We start from the raw sequence: 21,333 nt of genomic DNA, 5'->3' as shown, positions 1-21,333 counted from the left end.
AATCGAAGAAATAAAACAGATGATAATCCATAAAGTGTGAAAATGGTAACGAGAATTACAGACAAATGGTTATATATACATAATTCTAAATAAGAAAAATATGTTATTTTTAGTAACTAAAAGAATTAAGAAATGCTGGGCAATGGAATCCAAGTATAATCTAGCGAAATTACAATATGATAAAGAAAAAATAGAAGAGCTGATTATACGGCAAAGTCAGCGTATAGGTCAGGTTTTTCCCAAAAAAATGGAACAGGAATTTTGGTCGAAAAATTTGGAGCGTGCCCGTAAGCATGTACAAAAATATCTGTGGGGCGGCGTTTTATCTTACTTTATTTTTATTCTGGTGATTTTGCCCAGCGACTACTGGGTGATTGACAAACAGTATATCAGGCATGATTTTCTGAACTGTAGCCTAGGTTTGGCCAATGGTGCTGTATGCCTGCTGATTTTATTTTCTTTTTCACATTTTCCCAAATTGCGTCCCTATTTTTCTCTGGCTTCCATGGTGCTTATGTTTTGTGCCATGATTTCCATGTCCTGGTTGACTTTGACCGTAGAAACTGTTGCCTTACGCCAACAAGGTATGGCCATTCTATGCATGATTTACATCATGGGTTCCCTTATTTCCGGGGTAAAACCATTTCAGATGTTGATGACCGGATTTTTAGCGGCTTCGCTGACAGTCATTCTGTTTTTTCTGCTTCATGTTGATTTTGATGCCGTAGTACTTGGTCGTATTCTTTTTGGCAGTTGTGTGTTTGGTTATGTGATTAGTCATATGATTTTTGCGCGTGAACGAATGATTTATCTGTTTACAATGCGAACCAAAATTAGTGAAAAAATGCATCGGATTCATAATTCGGAATTATTGCATTTAAGTCAGCATGATGACCTGACTAAAATCTCAAACCGTCGTAGTTTCGATGAAATGATGGAAGTGTTTTACCAGCAAACCCGTCAAGAACGAAGTACTTTGGCGATCCTGTTTATTGATATTGATTTTTTTAAAAACTACAACGATTTTTATGGGCATCAGAAAGGCGATGATGTGATTTCCTCTATCGCCAAATCGATTAAAAATGCCATTCGGCATATGGATTTTGTTGCACGATATGGTGGGGAAGAGTTTGTGGTACTACTGCCTGAAACAGATGCTCATGGTGCCTATGCCGTAGCGTCAAATATCTATAAGGCCATCGAGCGTCTAGAAATTCCTCACGAGAAATCTTCAATCTCCGATTTTATTACCATTAGTTTAGGAATTACTGTTTATTATGGCGAAGCTGAGCTAAGCAAAGAAGAGTTATTAAAAATTGCTGATCAGGCTTTATATCGTGCCAAGAATTTAGGCCGTAACCAGATTTATTATCAATCTCTCCGTTCCAATATCGCTGCAACTGAATTTATAAAATCATAAACAGGTCAGATAAAAAAAACCGCTCTTTTGAGCGGTTTTTTTGACCTAAAACAAACTTATTTGTTTTTGTCTTTTAATTGAGGAACAGCTGAACCTGTGCCTACAGAAAGTAAGCCTGCACCTGTATAGATACCCAATTTTGCACGAGTATCGGTAATGTCAAGGTTACGCATAGTCAATTGACCAATACGGTCAGCAGGACTAAACATAGAATCCCCTTTCTCCATCGTCAAACGCTCAGCTTCATAAGTAAGGTTAGGCGATTCAGTGTTCATAATTGTGTAGTCATTACCGCGACGAAGCTCTAAAGTCACAGTACCTGTGATGGCTTTCGCTACCCAGCGCTGTGCAGTTTCACGAAGCATCAGCGCTTGAGAATCGAACCAGCGACCTTGATACAATAAACGACCTAAACGCAGACCGTTGATACGGTATTGTTCAATGGTGTCTTCGTTATGAATACCAGTCACAAGACGCTCGTAAGCGATGTGAAGAAGTGCCATACCTGGTGCTTCATAAATACCGCGAGATTTCGCTTCGATGATACGGTTTTCGATCTGGTCAGACATACCTAGACCGTGACGACCACCGATACGGTTGGCTTCAAGAATGAACTCAACTGGATCTTCAATGCGTTGACCGTTAATCGCAACAGGGAAACCTTCTTCAAAAGTAATTGATACTTCTTCAGGTTTGATTTCGACTTCTTCTTTCCAGAATGCAACGCCCATGATTGGGTCAACGATTTTGATACCGGCATTTAAGTATTCAAGATCTTTCGCTTCGTGAGTCGCACCCAGCATGTTTGAGTCAGTTGAGTAAGCTTTTTCTTTTGACATTTTATAGTCAAAGCCGTTGTCGATCAGGAATTGTGACATTTCCGCACGACCACCAAGCTCATCAATAAAGGTTTGGTCTAACCAAGGTTTGTAAATTTTAAGCGCAGGATTAGTCAACAAGCCATAACGGTAGAAACGTTCAATGTCGTTACCTTTATAAGTTGAACCATCACCCCAGATGTTGACATCATCTTCTTTCATTGCGGTAACAAGCATGGTACCGGTTACTGCACGACCCAATGGCGTAGTGTTGAAGTAAGGAACACCACCAGTGCTGATATGGAAAGCGCCACATTGAATCGCAGCAATACCTTCTAATGCAAGTTGTAAGCGGCAATCAACCAAGCGAGCTTTTACTGCGCCATACGCTTCCGCTTTTTTCGGAATCGCATCATAGTCGTCTTCATCAGGCTGACCCAGGTTTGCTGTATAAGCATAAGGTTCTGCGCCTTTTTGTTTCATCCACAATAGAGCAGCTGAAGTATCTAGACCACCAGAGAAGGCAATACCAACTTTTTTGCCTACTGGGACATTCTGCAAGATAGTTGCATTATCAGACATTGTTAATCCTAACGATATGAAATAGGCACCGAGAAATTTGGTGGCCCAAGAAAATACACATTTCTTCAATTGTAGCACTATTTTATTTCTAATGGTTTTACAAAAGAAAATCTCGTTGAAAATTTGAAATTGATAGATTCAATATATGGTTATAAGCAAAGATTTTGATTAAATCGTGAAGCAGAGCAGAGTTGTGGCTTATAAACAGGAGTTAAAAGGAAGGTGGATAACAATTTTGAGCAGCACATTGAAAGTTTGACCGCTTGCAACATGTCCGCACATTTTATTTCCTCTCAGAATGGCTTTCTGTCGCACCTGTTATTTGTATCTAATTATCCAGGATCTAATGATCAGTATCTATGCTTGTTATAATACGCTTGTTATCAATAGTGCTTTGCTTTGAGTAATCATCATTCAAATAATCCATATTATCGACTAAAGTATTAGATGATTGTCCCGGATTTTTTATTTTTCTAAAAAAATAATAAAAATGAAATAATTAAAAATATCTGAGTGAATTTTAATCAGTGCAGTCTGTATAAATTTTAAATATTTCATGTATTATATTGGTGTGACCAATTTTAAATAAGAAATTGCTTATTGATCTTTATTTGGTTAAAAAGTAGCATATTTAAAGTTTATTGATATATTTTTTTAATTAAATGATTATTGGTCATACCAGTTAAGATGTTAATTGGTAGGTGATCAGACCATTTTGTATTCTGGAAAAGCATTTCAAGGAGAGGACAATGCTTCAACAATGGCAACAGATTTACGATCCTATGGGCAATATCTGGCTCTCCAGTTTGATTGCCCTGATTCCCATCATTTTCTTCTTTTTAGCGCTTGCGGTATTCCGCATGAAAGGTAGTGTAGCGGGAACAATTACCGTGATCCTTGCGCTGCTGGTTTCATTATTTTCCTATCAGATGCCGGTCGTGATGGCTTTTGCATCAATGATTTACGGTTTTTTCTATGGTTTGTGGCCCATTGCCTGGATCATCATCGGTGCCGTATTTCTGTATAAAATTTCGGTTAAAACAGGGCAGTTCGATATTATTCGTTCTTCCATCCTGTCCATTACCGAAGATCAGCGCTTACAAATGCTCTTTGTGGGTTTTGCCTTTGGTACTTTCCTGGAAGGTGCGGCAGGTTTTGGTGCTCCGGTTGCCATTACTGCTGCATTGCTGGTGGGATTAGGTTTTAAACCCTTATATGCAGCGGGCTTGTGCCTGATTGTCAATACTGCGCCGGTTGCCTTCGGCGCGATGGGGATTCCCATTATCGTAGCCGGGCAGGTTTCAGGTGTAGATACCCATGAAATTAGCCAGATGGTAGGACGTCAGTTACCGTTTATGGTGCCCATTGTTCTATTCTGGATTATGGCGATTATGGATGGCTGGCGTGGTGTGAAAGAAACCTGGCCAGCGGTGATTGTGGGTGGTGGATCATTCGCGCTAGCACAATATCTAACCTCTAATTTTGTAGGTCCAGAGCTGCCAGACATTACCGCTGCAATTGCTTCACTTATTTCTTTAACAATTTTGCTTAAATTTTGGCAACCGAAACATATTTTCCGTTTTGCAGACCAAGATGCAAATGTTGATGAATCAGCTGCTCAACAGCTCGCAGCTCAAAAACAGCAAAAATATAGCATTGCTCAAATTGCCAAGGCATGGTCACCATTTGCCATTTTAACCGCGATGGTCACCATCTGGAGTATCAAACCCTTTAAGGATTTATTTGCCAAAGATGGTGCGCTGCATGATCTGGTGATTTCCATCAAGGTGCCGTATTTGCATCAGCTGATCCAGAAGATGCCGCCGGTGGTCCCTGAAATTAAGGACTACGATGCGATTTATAAATTTGACTGGATTTCTGCTACAGGCACAGCCATTTTCATTGCCGCCATCATCACCATTATTTTCCTGAAAATGAAGCCCAAAGTAGCAGTGATCACTTTTGGCGAAACCATCAATGAGTTAAAAGTACCTATTTATTCCATTGGTATGGTACTGGCCTTTGCCTTTATTGCGAACTATTCAGGCATGTCGGCCACCCTAGCTTTAGCGCTGGCGCATACAGGCCAGGCATTTACTTTCTTCTCTCCATTCCTGGGCTGGATAGGCGTGTTCCTGACCGGTTCAGACACATCTGCCAATGCACTTTTCTCGGCACTTCAGGCGACCACGGCACAACAGATTGGCGTGCCGGAAGTACTGCTGGTTGCAGCTAATACCAGTGGGGGTGTAACCGGAAAAATGATTTCACCTCAATCGATTGCAATTGCCTGTGCGGCTGTAGGTCTGGTAGGTAAAGAATCTGATTTGTTCCGCTTTACCGTGAAACACAGTATCTCCTTTACCGTGATGATTGGTATTATCATCACATTACAAGCCTATGTGTTCCCATGGATGATTCCATAAACTGGAATTGATGCAAGAGTAGAGAAATGCAGATGAAAGTTTCCGACCAAGCCGTACAGCAGCTCCGTATGTTGATTGAACAGAGCAATATGCAGGTTGGAGACCGTTTGCCTGCAGAACGTAAATTATGTGAACAGCTCGGGGTGTCGCGTTCATCGTTGCGTGAAGCGATTCAGCATTTGGTCAGTACGGGTATGTTGCTGAGCAAGGCTGGCTCGGGAACCTTTTTGCAGTTGCTACCCAGCGCCTGGACCAATCATCAAATTGTAGAACCTTTAAGCAATTTGATTGATCAGGACCCGGCTTACCGTTTTGATGTGCAGGAAGCCCGCAGCGTTTTAGAGGGTGGTACTGCCTGGTATGCCGCTCAGCGCGCCACAGCAGCAGACCTGGAAAATATTCGCCGCTGCTACGATCGGATTGCCCATTATCAATCTATTGGGGATGATGACCAGTCAGCAAAAGCGGATGCCGAGTTTCATTTAGCCATTGCCGAAGCCTCACATAATTTAGTGCTAATACAGATGATGCGCAGCCTGTTTGACCTGTTGAAATACAACGTGGTTTTGGGGCGACGCAAAGTCTATAGCGAATCGCACCGTTTTGATCAATTGCATGACCAGCACTTTCAGGTGATGGATGCAATTGAACGCCGTGATCCTGATGCTGCACGCAGTGCAGTCTGTGGACACATTGAGTTTGTAGTACAACAGGTACGCTTGATTGATGAAGACGAAGCTCGTCGCCAGCGTGCCAGTAGATTAAACAGGATATAAGCATGATTATTTCTTCTGCGAATGATTATCGTGAAGCTGCGAAACGCCGGTTGCCCCCTTTTCTTTTTCACTATATTGATGGTGGCGCATACGCGGAATATACACTAAAGCGTAATGTGGAAGATTTATCAAAAATTGCGTTGAGACAACGTGTACTGAATGACATGTCGCAGTTAAGTCTGGAAACCAAACTGTTTGATGAAACCCTGTCGATGCCGGTTGCATTGTCTCCGGTGGGCTTAACCGGGATGTATGCACGTCGCGGGGAAGTTCAGGCGGCAGTGGCGGCAGATAAAAAAGGCATTCCTTTTACCCTGTCTACCGTTTCAGTCTGTCCGATCGAAGAAGTGACACCAGCGATTCAGCGTCCAATGTGGTTCCAGTTGTATGTGCTGCGTGACCGCGGCTTTATGAAAAATGCCCTGGAACGTGCCAAAGCTGCTGGCTGTTCAACATTGGTGTTTACAGTAGATATGCCTGTGCCGGGCGCGCGTTACCGAGATGCCCACTCGGGTATGAGTGGACCAAATGCAGCAATGCGCCGTTATATGCAATCCTGTTTCCATCCGCATTGGGCCTGGAATGTGGGTTTGATGGGACGTCCACATGACTTGGGCAATATTTCTAAATACTTGGGTAAACCGACGGGTCTTGAAGATTATATTGGCTGGTTAGGTTCTAACTTTGATCCCTCGATTTCCTGGAAAGATCTGGAATGGATTCGTGAGTTCTGGGATGGTCCAATGGTGATCAAGGGTATTTTGGACCCTGAAGATGCCAAAGATGCAGTACGTTTCGGTGCAGATGGTATTGTGGTGTCGAATCACGGTGGCCGTCAGCTGGATGGTGTTTTATCTTCCGCGCGTGCTTTGCCGCCAATTGCTGATGCAGTCAAAGGTGATATTAAAATTCTAGCTGATTCGGGTATCCGTAATGGTCTGGATGTGGTGCGTATGCTGGCCTTGGGTGCCGATACCTGTATGTTGGGTCGTGCCTTTGTTTATGCACTGGGCGCTGCTGGTGGTGAGGGTGTTTCCAATCTGCTCGAATTGATTGATAAGGAAATGCGCGTAGCAATGACGCTGACCGGTGCCAAAACCATTGCCGATATTACTTCGGATTGTTTGGTGAAGTTAGATAGAGAGTTGGCTGAGTGATGATTACCTAAACTCTTGTTTGGAAAGAAGGAGTTCCCCTCTTTATTAAAGAGGGGTTAGGGGAGATTTTGAGAATTTATAAATTAATAAATTCTAGAAAAATAGCTTCGTAATTTTTTCTCCCAGTATCTGTTAAGCATATAGATAATAAATTGAAGCAAGATGAGTTTAGACGGAGTCTTATCGTGAAAAAGCACCTATTGGGAGCTCAGCTGTTACTTTGGTTTTGCCCAAAGTAACCAAAGGCATTTGTCATCCGTTGAACTCGTCAAATAACAAAACAAATTAATCTCTCGCAGAAACATTGAGGTCCTATTTCAGTCTGCCTCAAACAGCAACGGATGACGTTTTCGTGTATCAAATGTTAGTTATGATGATATTTCTAAAGCGTATTAAAAGAGCGGCGAGTAGCTTAAAAATGACTTTAGAAAAGGATTAGAAATATGTTCAGGCAATCAAATTCACAGCAAACCATTCAAAAACTCATCCACATTGTCTGCAAGCAACATGTATTCACGGATGACAATGACACACGATTATACCGTCAAGGTCGTCGTTACGGTTCCGGCCAAGTGCTGGCCGTGGTCGTCCCGGGTTCATTGCTGGAACAGTGGCAAGTTTTGCAGGCTGCGGTGGACGCAGACTGTATTGTGATTATGCAGGCTGCCAATACCGGTTTAACCGGTGGATCAACCCCTTTTGGCGATGATTATGACCGTCCAGTGATTCTGATCAACACTCGACGCTTGGTTGGCATTCAAGTAATTAATGATGCGAAGCAAGTGGTTTGTTTGCCCGGTGCAACACTAGACAAACTGGAAAAAGAACTGGCAGTGTTTAATCGTGAGCCGCATTCGGTGATTGGTTCCTCCTGTATAGGTGCATCGGTTTTGGGTGGAGTCTGCAATAACTCGGGTGGTGCACTGGTTCGCCGTGGACCTGCCTATACGGAACTTGCCCTGTATGCACGTGTAAATGAATCGGGGCAACTGGAACTTATCAATCATTTGGGCATCCAGCTCGGTTCAACACCAGAAGAAATTTTATCCCGACTTGAAAATCAGCAATATCAATTGACTGATATTAAAAATGATCAGCATTGCTGTGCTTCAGATCATCGTTATGCGCATGACGTGACTCAAGTCGATGAGAACACGCCTGCGCGTTTTAATGCCGATCCATCACGTTTGTATGAAGCGTCAGGTTCAGCAGGGAAAGTCTGCGTGTTTGCGGTACGTTTGGATACCTTTGAAAAAATTCCCAGTCAGGTATTTTATGTCGGCACCAATACCCAGCAAGATTTAACCGCAATCCGCCGTTTTCTACTCACGGGTTTAGCGCGTTTACCGATTGCGGGCGAATATATTCACCGGGTGGCTTACGATATTGGTGCTGAATATGGCAAAGATACCTTCATGTTTATCGAAAAATTCGGAACAGCCAAAGTACCGGCGGCTTTTGCCATGAAAGATAAGGTCGATGGCTACCTGGAAAAAGTCGGCATGAAAGGGCTGTCTGATAAATTCCTGCAAATGCTGAGCAAATTTTTACCGTCGCATTTACCGAAACGCATGAATGAGTTCCGGGATTTGTATGAGCATCATCTGGTACTGCGCATCGAAAATCAGGATGTAGAACAGGTTCAGCAATTTTTACAGCACTATTTTTCATCTCATAACACTGGAAATTATTTCCACTGTACCGAAGAAGAAGGACGTAAAGCCTTTTTACATCGTTTTGCTGTAGCTGGAGCTGCCATTCGTTATCGCGACACCCATCGTTCAGAAGTAGAAGATATTGTCGCACTGGACATTGCCTTACGCCGTAATGACCGTGAATGGGTAGAAACTTTGCCGAAGGAAATGGATGAGCTGATTATCCATAAACTGTATTATGGTCATTTTTTATGTCATGTCTTTCATCAGGACTATATTGTGAAAAAAGGTGTTGATCCTTTAGCCATAGAACATCAAATGTGGAGTTTACTGGATGAACGCGGGGCTGAATATCCTGCAGAACATAATGTCGGGCATTTATATGTGGCCAAGCCTGCACTAAAAAATCATTATCAAAAACTGGATCCGACCAATAGCTTTAATGTGGGGATTGGTCATACCTCCAAATTAAAATACTGGAATCAAGAAACAAATTAAAAAACTGAATTATAATAAAAAATAACGGGTTCTATCTCAGGCGCAGTCTAAGCACTGCGCTTTTTTTTTTATGAAAAATTGACTGTTTCGTCAGACAATGTGTAAAACAAGTCATAAACAAAAGAATAAAAATAGGTAAAGTAATATGCAACAAGTTGCAAAGCCAATATATAAAGGATTCATCATGACAACTCGCTATGCAAATATATTAAAACCGCTACATTTGGGCTTTACGACCATTAAAAACCGTGTCGTGATGGGTTCCATGCATACCGGTCTGGAAGACCGTTTTTATAATTATCCTAAATTGGCCGCATATTTTGGCGAACGGGCAAAAGGTGGTGTGGGTCTGATTATCACTGGAGGGATTTCCCCAAACCGTCAGGGCTGGTTGCTTCCTGCGGGCGGTACCATGAATAATTTGGCGGATGTGGCGCCGCATCGTTTGGTCACACATGCTGTACATAAGCATGGTGCAAAAATTTTAATGCAGATTTTGCATTCTGGCCGTTATGGCTATCAGCCTTTTGTGGTTTCTGCCAGTCCAATCAAGTCACCGATTTCACCTTTTAAACCGCGTCAAATGAGTGAAAAGCAGATTTTAGAGACTATTGAGGATTATGCACACACGGCCAGCATTGCCAAAAAAGCCGGCTATGATGGTGTGGAAATTATGGGTTCTGAAGGCTATTTGCTGAATCAGTTTTTAAGCCGTCATGTCAATCAGCGTACCGACCACTGGGGCGGTGACATTGAAAACCGCATGCGTTTGGCAGTAGAAATTGTCAAAGCCATTCGGGAAAAAGTCGGTGAAAAATTTATTATCTGTTTCCGTTTGTCCATGCTCGATTTAGTACATGATGGCAACACCATGCAGGAAGTGATTACGGTGGCACAGGCTTTGGAAAAAGCCGGTGTTACTTTGCTGAATACCGGGATTGGCTGGCATGAAGCCCGTATTCCGACCATTGTCACTTCCGTACCGCGTGCAGCATTTGCCGATTACACGGCAGAAGTGAAAAAGCATGTCGCTATTCCTGTGATTGCCTCTAACCGGATTAACATGCCTGAAACGGCCGAAGCCATTTTGGCTGCTGGAAAAGCCGATATGGTGCAGATGGCGCGACCATTGTTGGCGGATGCCTTCTGGGTCAGCAAGACTGCCACCAATCGGGTAGATGAAATTAATACCTGTATTGCCTGTAACCAGGCTTGCTTGGACCACACCTTTAAAAATAAACGTGCAACCTGTCTGGTCAATCCACGTGCAGCTTATGAAACGGAACTGGTGTATGTAAAAACCAAAGTACCGAAAAAAATTGCTGTTGTTGGTGGTGGTGTGGCAGGCATGTCGGCTGCAACAGTAGCTGCAAGTCGTGGTCATAAAGTCACATTATTTGAAGCCAGTCATGAGGTGGGTGGACAGTTCAATCTGGCTAAAGTGGTACCGGGTAAAGAAGAATTCCATGAAACCATCCGTTATTTTAAAGTTCAAATTGAAAGAACTGGGGTAGAACTGCGCTTAAATACTAAAGTGAACCGTGAACAACTGGAACGTGAAGGCTTTGATGAGGTCGTGGTTGCGACTGGAGTTGTTCCGCGTGCCTTAAATATTGAAGGTAGTCAGGCACCGCAAGTGTTGTCTTATGCAGAAGTGTTACGTGGAGCAGCAGTTGGCAATCGGGTGGCAGTGATTGGTGCCGGTGGTATTGGTTTTGATGTATCCGAGTTTTTATTAAAACCTGAACATCAGTCACAGCCGCAACCTCTGGCTGACTGGCAACGGGAGTGGGGCATTGATCCGAATCCGAACTATACTTCTGAGGGTGGCATACAAGCTGCCGAAGTGGCTCATCCTGTCCGTGAAATTTATCTCTTGCAACGTAAAACGACACCGCTGGGGATTGGCTTGGGTAAAACCACAGGTTGGGTGCATCGTGCGCAATTGAAAAAACACGCTGTGAAGATGCTACGTGGTGTGCAATACAAGTCTGTGACCAATGAAGGTTTATGGATTGAAACCAATGGCCACGATCAATTGTTACGTGTAGATACTGTGGTAGTGTGTGCAGGACAGGAATCGGTCAAAGACATTATGCCAACGGCGGATGAATTTACCTTGGCGAATTACCATATTATTGGTGGTGCCAAACTGGCGGCAGAGCTTGATGCAAAGCGTGCAATTCGTGAGGGTGCCGAATTGGCAGCCAAATTATAATTTTTAAAGTTAATTTGGTGAAACAATATTCATTTGAATAGTTTGCTTGTAATTTTTACTTGTCAGTTTTTAAAAAGATCCGTATTATGGCGCACATGGAAGCGTGGCAGAGCGGTTTAATGCACCGGTCTTGAAAACCGACGAGGGTGTGAGTCCTCCGTGAGTTCGAATCTCACCGCTTCCGCCAAATTTAAGATAAAGCCCTAATCATTGATCGGGGCTTTATTGTTTTTAGGGTTATGCAAGGTAAGCCGATAATAAGCAGAATAAAAACCTAGCTTAAGTTCAAGTTATTGATCAAGCCTAAATACAATTTCAAATTGAGTACCGTCCCAAACAGTTAATTCACCAATCCAATTTGTTTTTGCATTAAATCTTTTCGGGTATTGGCTGCCATCTTTACCCTCTAAAATATTTTGAAAATCAGAACTGTTATTGAGCATTGCTATAATTGGTCTAATTTTTAAGTTTTCTTCCAAAGCAAGATCAAGATTTCTCTTAAACTCATTACGTCCATTGCACGACCATCTATCAATACGGTCACGATAGACCTGTTTTCTTTCAGTTGGGTGTTTAGACAATAAAGGTTTATGTCCCCATAAACTAACAATTAGCTCATTGTTAGAGCTAATTGAAGATACCGACCAGTTCGGATTCTTAAGATCAGCATTAAATTTTTTAAATTCAGAAACGATGCCCACAAAATAGCCTTATTCAATTTTACCCTTATTAAAAATATTCTGATTGGTATAAATTACAAGTATTTAATGGTAATAAATGTCTGATATTCCAACTATTTGGGGTATATGCATTGGTGTGCATGTTGGAACTGAACCAGTTTAAAAAATTACATTGGAATAGAGTGGTTAGAGCTAGGCGATTTAAGTCAGATGATAGTGCGATATTGTGAATACAGCATTTATGCTAGGTTGAGTCGGGATAAAAAACATTTCAGGCTACGTTGCCGCTACACATGGTGTGATAGTTCGTATACTACTCAATAATTAAAAATTTAAATAAAAGACCCTGCTGATGCAGGGTCTTTTATATGAGTAAAGATGATATGAATCTAAATTGTTTATTTAGTTGAAGCCAAACCGCAGATAAATTGTTCTGGTTCAATTTCTGTAGTCACGATGACATGTACACCAATATTTCTGAGCTTTTCTCGTAATCGATCTCCGATTCCTGTGGTCACAAATATGTCCATAGGCAAAAGTTTTTCGAGTACTTCCCCAGACTGGGAAAAAGACTCTTCTTTTTCCACTTCAATAAGCTGTTTGTCAGTCACTTTTTCATCTTTTAATTCATATTTCCAGAATTTTCGACATTTTCCAGCATGTGGAGTAATGTGACGCCGGTTCTGGGATGTAATTACAATTAACATGGAGTGTCTTCCAAACCAATAGTGATTTAAATTGATGATAATCATAAGGGTTTAAATTATTCCCGATTATCCTCAAGCTAGATTTTCCAGTACAAATTGAGGTGACTTTATAAATAGTTTGATCAAAGCCTGTGCCGAACTTGATGGATGACGCACTCCGCGTTCCCAGCTCTCCAAGGTACGGGCAGAAATACACAGTTTGGCTGCCAGTTCTGTCTGTGAAATATTAAGGGCATGTCTGATCCGGACAATCTGTTGCGCCAAATCCAGACAACAGCCGCTATTAAAATCATTTTTTTGCGAGTGTGCATGATCATGCTGAAGTAGATTCATCATTATCTCCTCCTTATTGATACATCAAAAAGTTGTAATAACACTTTAAAAAAATCCAAAGGTAATTAAGACAGTAACAACTGAACTCAAAGCAGGTTTGAGCACAGTTAAACTAAACGTCATGATCACCTATTACGGATTGGACCACTGTGGCTGAAGATGTGGGTTACGAGATGCCTATGCGATAGATAGAGCCATACTGCATCGATATTCAAACGTAGGCAGACTACTCAGCGATACCACATCTGTTGATTTAGTGGGTGAGTGTTAAAGGAGGAGCACGGCCCTGAGGAATCAGGAACCATGGAGCGGGTGGGGTCAGTACATGCGGGACAGAGGTACTGAAGAACAGAAGTAAGGTCTGAGTTCTGACCAGTACTGGTCTGAGCTTGGTGTCCAGTAGCGGTAGGGTATAGCTGTGCACCAGACAGAACTGGCAGTCATGAGTGGTGTGTGAATCATTCTGCTGTTGGTGTGGTGCATGCCGATCCTGCACGTCGGTGACGACCTGTACATCGTTCTGATCTGCTGCACTGGTGTGATGGACGTGTGGATGGGATGTTGGAAAATTAAGAGTTTTGTGAGTGCTATTAACTTCTAGATCTAATGCAACGGCAACAGTTTTACATACCGAAAAAACACTGTGCTTTTCTGGCAATAAAGGCTGCAGGAACACAGCGATCTGTAACAAGATTGCGGATAATCCCAACAATCTTCCCAACATTATGAGCACTTCACTACGCTTTTATGGATATTGCATGAATTATAATATAACAAAATATGAAATTTAGAACTGAAAAAATAAGCTATTACATTAGATCTCTTTCATAAATCAAAATATCTAAGATTAGATTTTTAAAATCAGCACTGCCTCATATTTAATTGATTTTATTTTTATACCTTTGAGTAGGCAATCTCTCTACTTTTGAAAGGTCAAAAGTAGACAAAAACCTTTTGTTTCCCATACACGACTTCCTTGTCGTGATGAGAAACGTGTGGCATCCATGCCACACTCATGAATCTAATATCGACTAAAATCTATTTTCAATTTTGGCTTTACGAACAATTTTATTTTCTAAAATGATTTATGAAAGAAGTCTATTAATTCTAATCTTTTATTAAACATGGTTTTATTTTTCTGCTGGATTTGAAGGCATCATCTATTTTTAAGCATAAACTTAGAGTTCAATCCAATATTGATTTATAGTGATTTTAATCGTTATTTTTTATTCTATATTCTTATAAATTATAGATAAGAATTGTTTTGATAGAGGAAAATCATGTTTAACATTCTGATGTATGTCCCTTGGGGCAAGGTGCCTGAAACTCCGGCAAAGAAATTATGGGAGCAACGAGGAAATGTACAAATTGTGGATGTTCGAACTGAGCAAGAATTTAAACACAGCCATATAGAAGGTGCCGTCAATTTGCCGATTACCCGGTTTACAGAATCTGCAATATGCTCATTAGGTCTCAAAACAGATCAACCTGTTGTAACGATCTGTTTATCAGCACACCGGAGCATTCCTGCGACACGTAAACTGGCCAAGATGGGGTATTCGGTCTCACAGTTAAAAGGTGGCATGAAATCCTGGTGGAAAAATGACTTACCTTGTATCGAAAACTAAAGGCTAAATCTGCAATAAGAGATGTTTTATTTAAATAAATAAAACAAGTTTGGCTGGTCCGAGGGGGCAAGATTTTTTAATCCTCAAACACCTCTATTAGGAATGCATAACGCTTTTCTTGGCTAGAACGAAAAATAGCGTCTCTTATTTAAAATTTCCTTTCATGCATTTCAATTCAGTAAATTTTTTTGTGGACACTCTTTAGTCAATAAATAAACTTATTCGGCAGTTTATATAGAATAAGTTTATTTTTTATTTTAAGTCTTTAATTTAATTCACCTTTCTTTTAATTTTTTTGCTTTTCAAAACTGGCTATATGTTATATATTTATAAAGTGAAAAGTCGAGTAAATACGTAGGGATTTATTCTGAAATTTCATGTTTTTATTCAATGTATCCCTCTTAATTCGATTCCAGTCGAGAGAAAGTTTGCTGAAGCGAAGTGGATTTTTTATTGCATTTGCAGTCTTACTTCTGCAAATCGCAGTATATTTACAGCCTCTGCTGCCGGAAAAATTTCACATTGCTCCGGTCTGTATGTCGATTACCCACAATCTTCTTTCGTCTGCTGATCATCATGCCCACTCTGCTCATCATGAGCTGCTCAAGGATTTGATTCCTCAGCAATCCCAAGATCACCATCAGCATAATCATCAGTGCCAATACTGCACTGTCTATGGTGATTTGGTACTGCCATTTAAACTGGGAATTGATGAAGTTCTGGACCGGATTCAGGTTCGACTAAATTTCTATCAGTCGTTCTTCCGGCATGTCTATTTCAGCTTGCAGAAGCTGTATTTGCTGCCGCAGGGCAGAGCACCACCTCTGACTTTTTAGGACACGATTGGTCACGTCAAACAGTTGTTTTGTTTGCACTACACAACATCTTAAAGAGTTTTAATCATGAAAATTCAGTTTTCGCTGTTCGCTAACAGCGTAATGGTTTCGTTCGCCCTTAAAAAAGTCTATAGCGTATCCGGTATACGGGTTGCATCTCTATACCAGAGGATCAATGTCCGGCAAGGTGTGTCAGTTTCACTGCATCAATCAGTGCCGTTGATGTCCTCCCTGTATTCAATTGATCAGCAGGAGGTAGCATGAATTTAGGGCTAACCGCGCTGGAACTGGCGCGTATCCAGTTTGCATTTACCGTATCATTTCATATTATTTTCCCGGCAATTTCTATTGGTTTAGCCAGTTTTCTGGCCGTTCTGGAATGGCGTTGGCTTAAAACCAATGATCCAGTATACCGGGACTTATTCAAGTTCTGGATCAAGGTTTTTGCCCTGTCCTTTGGTATGGGCGTAGTGTCCGGTGTGGTGATGAGCTATCAATTTGGCACCAACTGGAGTGAATTTGCACGGATTTCCGGCAGTGTCACAGGACCATTACTCGCTTATGAGGTTTTAAGTGCGTTTTTCCTTGAAGCCGGTTTTCTGGGGATTATGCTATTTGGTTGGGGCCGAGTGGGACCGAAAACCCATTTTTTCGCAACGCTGATGGTGGCTATCGGCACCTGTATTTCAATGTTCTGGATTCTGTCTTCGAATAGCTGGATGCAAACCCCTCAGGGCTTTACTATAGAAAATGGCATTATTGTCCCGAAAGACTGGTTTGCCATTGTCTTTAATCCATCTTTCCCCTATCGATTAGCACATATGGCAATGGCCTCTTTTCTGGTTTCTGCTTTGCTTGTCGCTGCCACTGCCGCATTTCATTTATTAAAAGGCCGTCGTGATGCCTTGGTAAAAAAATCATTTTCCATGGCCATGTGGATGATTGTGGCATTGGCACCTCTACAAATGTTTGTGGGAGATATGCATGGCCTGAATACGCTTGAACATCAACCGGCCAAACTGGCAGCTATAGAAGGACACTGGGAAACCAATAAAGATCATGGCATGCCTTTATATCTATTTGGTATTCCAGATATGCAGGCTGAAGAAACCAAGTATGCGATCGGTATTCCGAATCTGGGCAGTCTGATTATGACGCATAGCTTAAATGGTGAAGTCAAAGGCTTAAAGGAATTTGCCCCTGTAGACCGTCCAAACTCACTGGTCATATTCTGGAGTTTCCGGATTATGGTCGGACTGGGAGTACTGATGATGCTGATGGCCATCATCGGTTTATGGTTAAGAAAAACCGGAAAATTTTATGAAACACCATGGTTCCATAAATTTTCCTTATACATGGGTTTATCTGGATTTATCGCTTTACTCGCCGGTTGGTTTACCACTGAAGTCGGTCGTCAACCCTGGGTGGTTTATGGCATTTTACGGACCAAAGATACTCTTTCTCCCGTTTCAGCAGAGCAGGTGGGTTTAACCCTGATCATTTTTGTAATGGTCTACTTTATTGTGTTTGGTGTTGGCATTTTCTACATGCTGAAACTGATGCGTAAAGGTCCGGAGTTTATACATTCGGCACCACATAGTGATCAGGCGGTCATACAGGCATCAAAACGTCCTTTAAGTACGATTGATGAGGAAAACGATCTGGATCAAGTAAGTTCTACACAATCTCAGGAGAATCAAAAATGATCGATTTATCATTAATTTGGATTCTAATTATTGGATTAGGAGTGCTGATCTATGTCGTGCTGGATGGCTTTGACCTCGGTATCGGTATCCTGTTTCCTTTTATTTCCGATCGCCAGGAACGTGATGTTATGATGAATACCGTCGCGCCTGTCTGGGATGGTAATGAAACCTGGATGGTACTGGGTGGTGCAGGATTATTTGCTGCATTTCCCTTGGTGTATTCCACTGTGTTATCGGCTCTGTATATACCCATTATTCTGATGCTGATTGCGCTGATTTTCCGGGGCGTTGCCTTCGAATTCCGGTTTAAGGCCAATAAAACCAAATCTCTTTGGGATCAAGCTTTTATTTGGGGATCAATCCTCAGTTCTTTTTTTCAGGGCGTGATTTTGGGTGCCTACATTCAGGGCATTAAAACCACGAATGGTATCTATACTGGCGGTGGTCTGGACTGGTTAACACCTTTTTCCCTGTTTACTGGTTTAAGTGTGGTTGTACTGTATGCAACCCTGGGATGTGGCTGGTTGATCTTTAAAACCGAAAAAATGCTGCAGAATCGCATGTTTGAACTGATGCCAAAACTGCTCATCGCATTATTGCTGATTTTTGCCTGTGTCAGTATTTATACGCCTTTGCTTCATCATGAAATTGCAGCGCGCTGGTTCAGTCAACCACAACTCTTTTATTTTAGCCCGGTTCCCGTACTGGTTCTGCTGTTTACTTTCCTGGCAATCAAAGCCTGTAAGCAGCGCAAAGAGTTCCTGCCATTCATTTATACTTTGGCTCTGGTAATTCTCGCTTATAGCGGTTTTCTGATTAGTTTATGGCCTTATGTCATTCCACCATCCATCACTATCTGGGAGGCTGCAGCACCTGCCAGTAGTCAATTATTTGCCCTTATTGGCGCATTGATCTTAATTCCGATCATTCTTATTTATACCGGACTATCGTATTGGATTTTCAGGGATAAAGTGCGTGTGGGTGATGAAGGTTATCATTAAGGAGGCTGAATGAAAATTTCTGAATTGAAATGGTTTATTGGCTTATGGCTGGCTGGTTTTTTAAGCTTGGCCTTGGTTGCAGGGCTATTTAGACTGCTGTTGAAATTGGCGTATTAAGTTTTAAACACAGATCAGTGGGAGTTCTTACTGGTCTGCTGAATAAAGATACGGTATGTTAATCATGAAGCTGTTCATGGAATTGAACCAATTGAATCAGACAATTCATATCAATCAGGAGTCGATAATGAAAAAATATCTTTTTTGTGTAGGCATTGAATTTAAAAAGGCATCTGATCCATCGGAATCTTATGCGTATGTGACAGCTTATTTAGGCGCAAAAAACATCGATGAAGCAATTCAACGGGTGAAAAAACAGCTGGAGCAAGAAGGAAATGAAATCCTGTTTGTCCGTGGTTGTTGGGTCGTCGATTCAGACTGTGATGATGGTTTCTGTCCAACAGATGAGAGTAAAGTACTTGCAAAAAATGACTTGCTCTTTAATGACCAGATCTTGTTTGGAAAGTTACAGGAATGGTCTATCGATAATAACTACGAATACTAATTTCGTGAGCGATGCATCAGTTGGTTTTTTCTTTCTGATGTATCGTGCTTTATCCAAGTCCATGTATGGTCAGTGATGAACAAGAACTATACTCGGTAACAGACAGAACATCATCTGATTCAAATAGCTGTGGATAATGCTGATTACATCCTAGTAGTGAAAAGCATTTACAAAGAGTTTGAAGAATACTAAAAAGAATAACAAGAAAAGCAATCCTTGTTCGCTAGAACTCATCAGAGTCTTAACATAAAAGCTATTCCAATCTTATCGGAATTACGCTGAAAATCGTAAATTGCAGTTGAGATGTAAATTTCAAACTGTTTTTGTCATGTAGAAGTTTCTATATTCACAGACCTCATAAAATATGAAGGGGTATATTTTTTCCTTCCAGTAGTTAAATTGCTTTTGCATCTTTTTTATGCAGCCATAACAGAGATAAGGCCGAGAGAATAATCCAAGGCAGGAGAGCAATATTCATGATTTGCCATCCCCCAAATATCCAATAAAGCTCCAGCACTGAAAGAACAGGCTAACCCGACAATGGGAGTGGAAGCTGGTCTGGACTTGTCGCTGAAAAATTAATGGGAGAAGAAACGTTTCCCCGTCTGTTCACCCAGCTTTTATCAGGCACATTTAGAGCAATTAAAGTCTCCTGAAGGATTGTTAAATTTACCTTTAATTCATGATCTTTCAATGGATCATCACTCTGGTTTTACGACTTGGGATACATGGCTGCATTTTCATCAGATCATTAATGAGTGATAATCCACGGGGCCTCAAAGTCAATAATTCAGCTACGGTATTACAGGCTGCAATTAATGGTCAAGGAGTAGCACTCGCGAGAAGTGTCATGGTCTATGATGATTTAAGAGCAGGGCGTCTGGTCCGCCTGTATCCAGAAATAAAATGTCCTTGCACCTTGGCCTATTATGTTGTTTACAGAGAAGAATGTCGGACTTTACCCAAGCTGAGTGCATTTAAAGACTGGCTGATACAGCAGGCTTAACAGGCTGATATTTTGGAGTTAATTTGACGATGCGCTGATGAATAAGTCCCGCCGGGTCCCAATTTAAAAAAACGTGTCGATGATATTGCAGAGCCGACTGTCATTGATACAGTTCAGCTATAGCTTCCTAATTTATCCTAAAACAGAATAGGTGGAAAAGCGGCGACTGATTTAACTGTAGTCGCTTTATTTTTTAATAGTTTCGATTTTAGCTAAACGCCTTTTAAAGTTTTTCAATATTGCAGCCGCTTTTAATCCATCAATTCCGCCTTCACCAAAACCAAAGCAATCCTTTCAATCTGCTGATAAGCAGGCTGATCCAGTTCTTCACCAAAAACATCAGGATCAATTTCTTCATAACACCAGCGGATATTCGGTTGAGACAGTATTAATTTTTCAAGCTGTTGTAAAAAAGGGTTACCGTCTGGACGAATAGCTACACCCGTATATAAAAATAAACATCCTTGAGGATTAAGCCGCTGAATGCCTTCTTTTACAATATTGAAGGCGAGTTCACTACCATCGAGTTGATTTCCACCATGACGATATTGACGCTGATCTGCATCCATTAAATAAGGTGGATTGGCCAAAATAAGATCGAACTGTCCTGCAAGATGAGTAAATAAATTGCTGTAAACCGGAGTGATATTATTTAAACCTGCAAAGCTGGCATTGATTTGACTATACAATAATGCTTTCGGATTAAGATCCGACACGGTTATTTCACTAAAGTCGGGATAATGTTTAGTCATACTAATAGCAGCAGCCGAACTGCCACAGCACATTTCCACAGCACGTTTAAGTGAATGGGGCCGAGCTGCTAAATATTGTTTAAGATGGTATGCAAAGCGGTAAGTATCGGGACCAAAAAATACCGAATCGTGTTGAAGGGTTGGGAAACTTGAATGAATAAATAATTCACGATCAAGCGAAGCGACACGTATATCACTCAGCCATTGATGATCCTGAAAATGGATGAGCCGATTTTCTTTTAGAATTTCAAAAAGTGCTGGATCAAGATCGGTTTCGGCAAATGCCAAATTCCAGCCAAATATATCTCGAAGCGTAATTAGGGTGTTCTTTTCTTGTCTTTTTCGGCTCAGAATACGTTGATGGGAAAGTGGGGTAATGGCGGTAAACTGATAGTGTCGTTGTTTTAAGAAATCTAATAAAAAAAGCAAAGCCTGTTGTTGAGCGGTATCGACATTCAAAATTTGGTTCATATGGATGTTCTCTAATAGGATTATTAAAAACCAATTCCAAAGATTTTGGACCTTATTTAAGTTTTTGAAATGGTGTGGCCAGACGAGTCCTGACTGATTAA

19 protein-coding genes, 1 tRNA gene and 1 pseudogene are annotated in these 21,333 nt (G+C 41.3%); 14 read left to right on the top strand and 7 right to left on the bottom strand.

Features of this window, described 5'->3' with window-relative positions; all coding sequences use genetic code 11:
• Positions 1 to 142 precede the first annotated feature (142 nt).
• The gene (locus FTT87_RS05815) at positions 143 to 1,420 is read left to right on the top strand and encodes a GGDEF domain-containing protein (RefSeq protein ID WP_180174556.1); all 1,278 of its coding nucleotides are present in this window, start codon (positions 143 to 145) and stop codon (positions 1,418 to 1,420) included.
• Between the two features lie 56 nt (positions 1,421 to 1,476).
• Here the strand turns inward: FTT87_RS05815 and argG are convergent, their stop codons facing one another.
• A complete protein-coding gene (gene argG / locus FTT87_RS05810) occupies positions 1,477 to 2,820 on the bottom strand; it encodes an argininosuccinate synthase (RefSeq protein ID WP_086194957.1) in 1,344 nt (447 codons plus the stop codon).
• Between the two features lie 749 nt (positions 2,821 to 3,569).
• On the opposite strand from argG, the gene lldP reads away from it, so the two are divergent.
• The 6 genes from lldP to FTT87_RS05780 all read left to right on the top strand — a co-directional run bounded on the left by lldP (position 3,570) and on the right by FTT87_RS05780 (position 11,737).
• Positions 3,570 to 5,246: an L-lactate permease gene (gene lldP / locus FTT87_RS05805; protein WP_086194958.1), complete on the top strand. Its 1,677-nt coding sequence runs from the start codon at positions 3,570 to 3,572 to the stop codon at positions 5,244 to 5,246.
• Positions 5,247 to 5,278: 32 nt separating this feature from the next.
• Complete coding sequence (gene lldR / locus FTT87_RS05800) at positions 5,279 to 6,022, top strand: transcriptional regulator LldR (protein ID WP_180174558.1); 744 nt, start codon at positions 5,279 to 5,281, stop codon at positions 6,020 to 6,022.
• 2 nt (positions 6,023 to 6,024) lie between these two features.
• A complete protein-coding gene (gene lldD / locus FTT87_RS05795; RefSeq protein WP_180174555.1) occupies positions 6,025 to 7,179 on the top strand; it encodes an FMN-dependent L-lactate dehydrogenase LldD in 1,155 nt (384 codons plus the stop codon).
• A 443-nt stretch (positions 7,180 to 7,622) separates the two neighbouring features.
• Positions 7,623 to 9,332 (top strand): D-lactate dehydrogenase, encoded by a 1,710-nt coding sequence (gene dld, locus FTT87_RS05790; RefSeq protein WP_180174554.1) that lies wholly within the window; start codon positions 7,623 to 7,625, stop codon positions 9,330 to 9,332.
• A gap of 184 nt (positions 9,333 to 9,516) precedes the next feature.
• The gene (locus FTT87_RS05785; protein ID WP_180174553.1) at positions 9,517 to 11,550 is read left to right on the top strand and encodes an NADPH-dependent 2,4-dienoyl-CoA reductase; all 2,034 of its coding nucleotides are present in this window, start codon (positions 9,517 to 9,519) and stop codon (positions 11,548 to 11,550) included.
• Between the two features lie 97 nt (positions 11,551 to 11,647).
• Positions 11,648 to 11,737: transfer RNA gene (locus tag FTT87_RS05780), tRNA-Ser, on the top strand.
• A 103-nt stretch (positions 11,738 to 11,840) separates the two neighbouring features.
• On the opposite strand, the gene FTT87_RS05775 is transcribed toward FTT87_RS05780, so the two are convergent.
• From FTT87_RS05775 to FTT87_RS05760, 4 genes are all read right to left on the bottom strand, one after another.
• Positions 11,841 to 12,251, bottom strand: a complete 411-nt coding sequence (locus tag FTT87_RS05775) for a hypothetical protein (RefSeq protein WP_086194962.1) — start codon at positions 12,249 to 12,251, stop codon at positions 11,841 to 11,843.
• A 377-nt stretch (positions 12,252 to 12,628) separates the two neighbouring features.
• Positions 12,629 to 12,937: a NifB/NifX family molybdenum-iron cluster-binding protein gene (locus FTT87_RS05770; protein ID WP_086194963.1), complete on the bottom strand. Its 309-nt coding sequence runs from the start codon at positions 12,935 to 12,937 to the stop codon at positions 12,629 to 12,631.
• A gap of 72 nt (positions 12,938 to 13,009) precedes the next feature.
• A complete protein-coding gene (locus tag FTT87_RS05765) occupies positions 13,010 to 13,270 on the bottom strand; it encodes a DNA-binding transcriptional regulator (protein WP_166171018.1) in 261 nt (86 codons plus the stop codon).
• A 253-nt stretch (positions 13,271 to 13,523) separates the two neighbouring features.
• Entirely contained in the window at positions 13,524 to 13,994 is a 471-nt protein-coding gene (locus tag FTT87_RS05760; protein ID WP_218948880.1) for a DUF2946 family protein, read from the bottom strand.
• Positions 13,995 to 14,550: 556 nt separating this feature from the next.
• Here FTT87_RS05760 and FTT87_RS05755 point away from each other — a divergent pair.
• From FTT87_RS05755 to FTT87_RS05730, 6 genes are all read left to right on the top strand, one after another.
• The gene (locus FTT87_RS05755; protein WP_086194965.1) at positions 14,551 to 14,898 is read left to right on the top strand and encodes a rhodanese-like domain-containing protein; all 348 of its coding nucleotides are present in this window, start codon (positions 14,551 to 14,553) and stop codon (positions 14,896 to 14,898) included.
• Positions 14,899 to 15,275: 377 nt separating this feature from the next.
• Entirely contained in the window at positions 15,276 to 15,734 is a 459-nt protein-coding gene (locus FTT87_RS05750; RefSeq protein WP_373423499.1) for a DUF2946 family protein, read from the top strand.
• 260 nt (positions 15,735 to 15,994) lie between these two features.
• Complete coding sequence (locus tag FTT87_RS05745) at positions 15,995 to 17,440, top strand: cytochrome ubiquinol oxidase subunit I (protein ID WP_180174551.1); 1,446 nt, start codon at positions 15,995 to 15,997, stop codon at positions 17,438 to 17,440.
• Positions 17,437 to 18,441: a cytochrome d ubiquinol oxidase subunit II gene (gene cydB, locus FTT87_RS05740; RefSeq protein WP_086194968.1), complete on the top strand. Its 1,005-nt coding sequence runs from the start codon at positions 17,437 to 17,439 to the stop codon at positions 18,439 to 18,441. The genes FTT87_RS05745 and cydB overlap by 4 nt, the downstream gene beginning before the upstream one ends.
• Before the next feature lie 9 nt (positions 18,442 to 18,450).
• Positions 18,451 to 18,558 (top strand): DUF2474 family protein, encoded by a 108-nt coding sequence (locus FTT87_RS05735; RefSeq protein WP_004973777.1) that lies wholly within the window; start codon positions 18,451 to 18,453, stop codon positions 18,556 to 18,558.
• A 127-nt stretch (positions 18,559 to 18,685) separates the two neighbouring features.
• On the top strand, positions 18,686 to 19,003 hold the full coding sequence (locus tag FTT87_RS05730) for a hypothetical protein (RefSeq protein ID WP_086194969.1): 318 nt from the start codon (positions 18,686 to 18,688) through the stop codon (positions 19,001 to 19,003).
• Positions 19,004 to 19,397: 394 nt separating this feature from the next.
• Here the strand turns inward: FTT87_RS05730 and FTT87_RS15980 are convergent.
• A pseudogene (locus FTT87_RS15980) lies at positions 19,398 to 19,545 on the bottom strand (MFS transporter); the annotation flags it as partial.
• A gap of 212 nt (positions 19,546 to 19,757) precedes the next feature.
• Between FTT87_RS15980 and FTT87_RS15975 the strand changes: the two are divergent.
• Positions 19,758 to 20,009, top strand: coding sequence for a LysR substrate-binding domain-containing protein (locus tag FTT87_RS15975; RefSeq protein WP_251992194.1), 252 nt, complete (start codon positions 19,758 to 19,760; stop codon positions 20,007 to 20,009).
• Positions 20,010 to 20,260: 251 nt separating this feature from the next.
• Here the strand turns inward: FTT87_RS15975 and FTT87_RS05720 are convergent, their stop codons facing one another.
• Positions 20,261 to 21,232 carry a methyltransferase gene (locus tag FTT87_RS05720; RefSeq protein WP_180174550.1) on the bottom strand — a complete coding sequence of 324 codons (972 nt, stop codon included), beginning with the start codon at positions 21,230 to 21,232 and terminating at the stop codon, positions 20,261 to 20,263.
• Positions 21,233 to 21,333: the final 101 nt, after the last annotated feature.

Origin of the sequence: Acinetobacter sp. YH01022 (genome assembly GCF_013420235.1) — a bacterium.
Taxonomy (GTDB): domain Bacteria; phylum Pseudomonadota; class Gammaproteobacteria; order Pseudomonadales; family Moraxellaceae; genus Acinetobacter.
The sequence above is the reverse complement of the archived record's forward strand: the minus strand, read 5'-3'. Positions and strand labels throughout refer to the sequence as shown.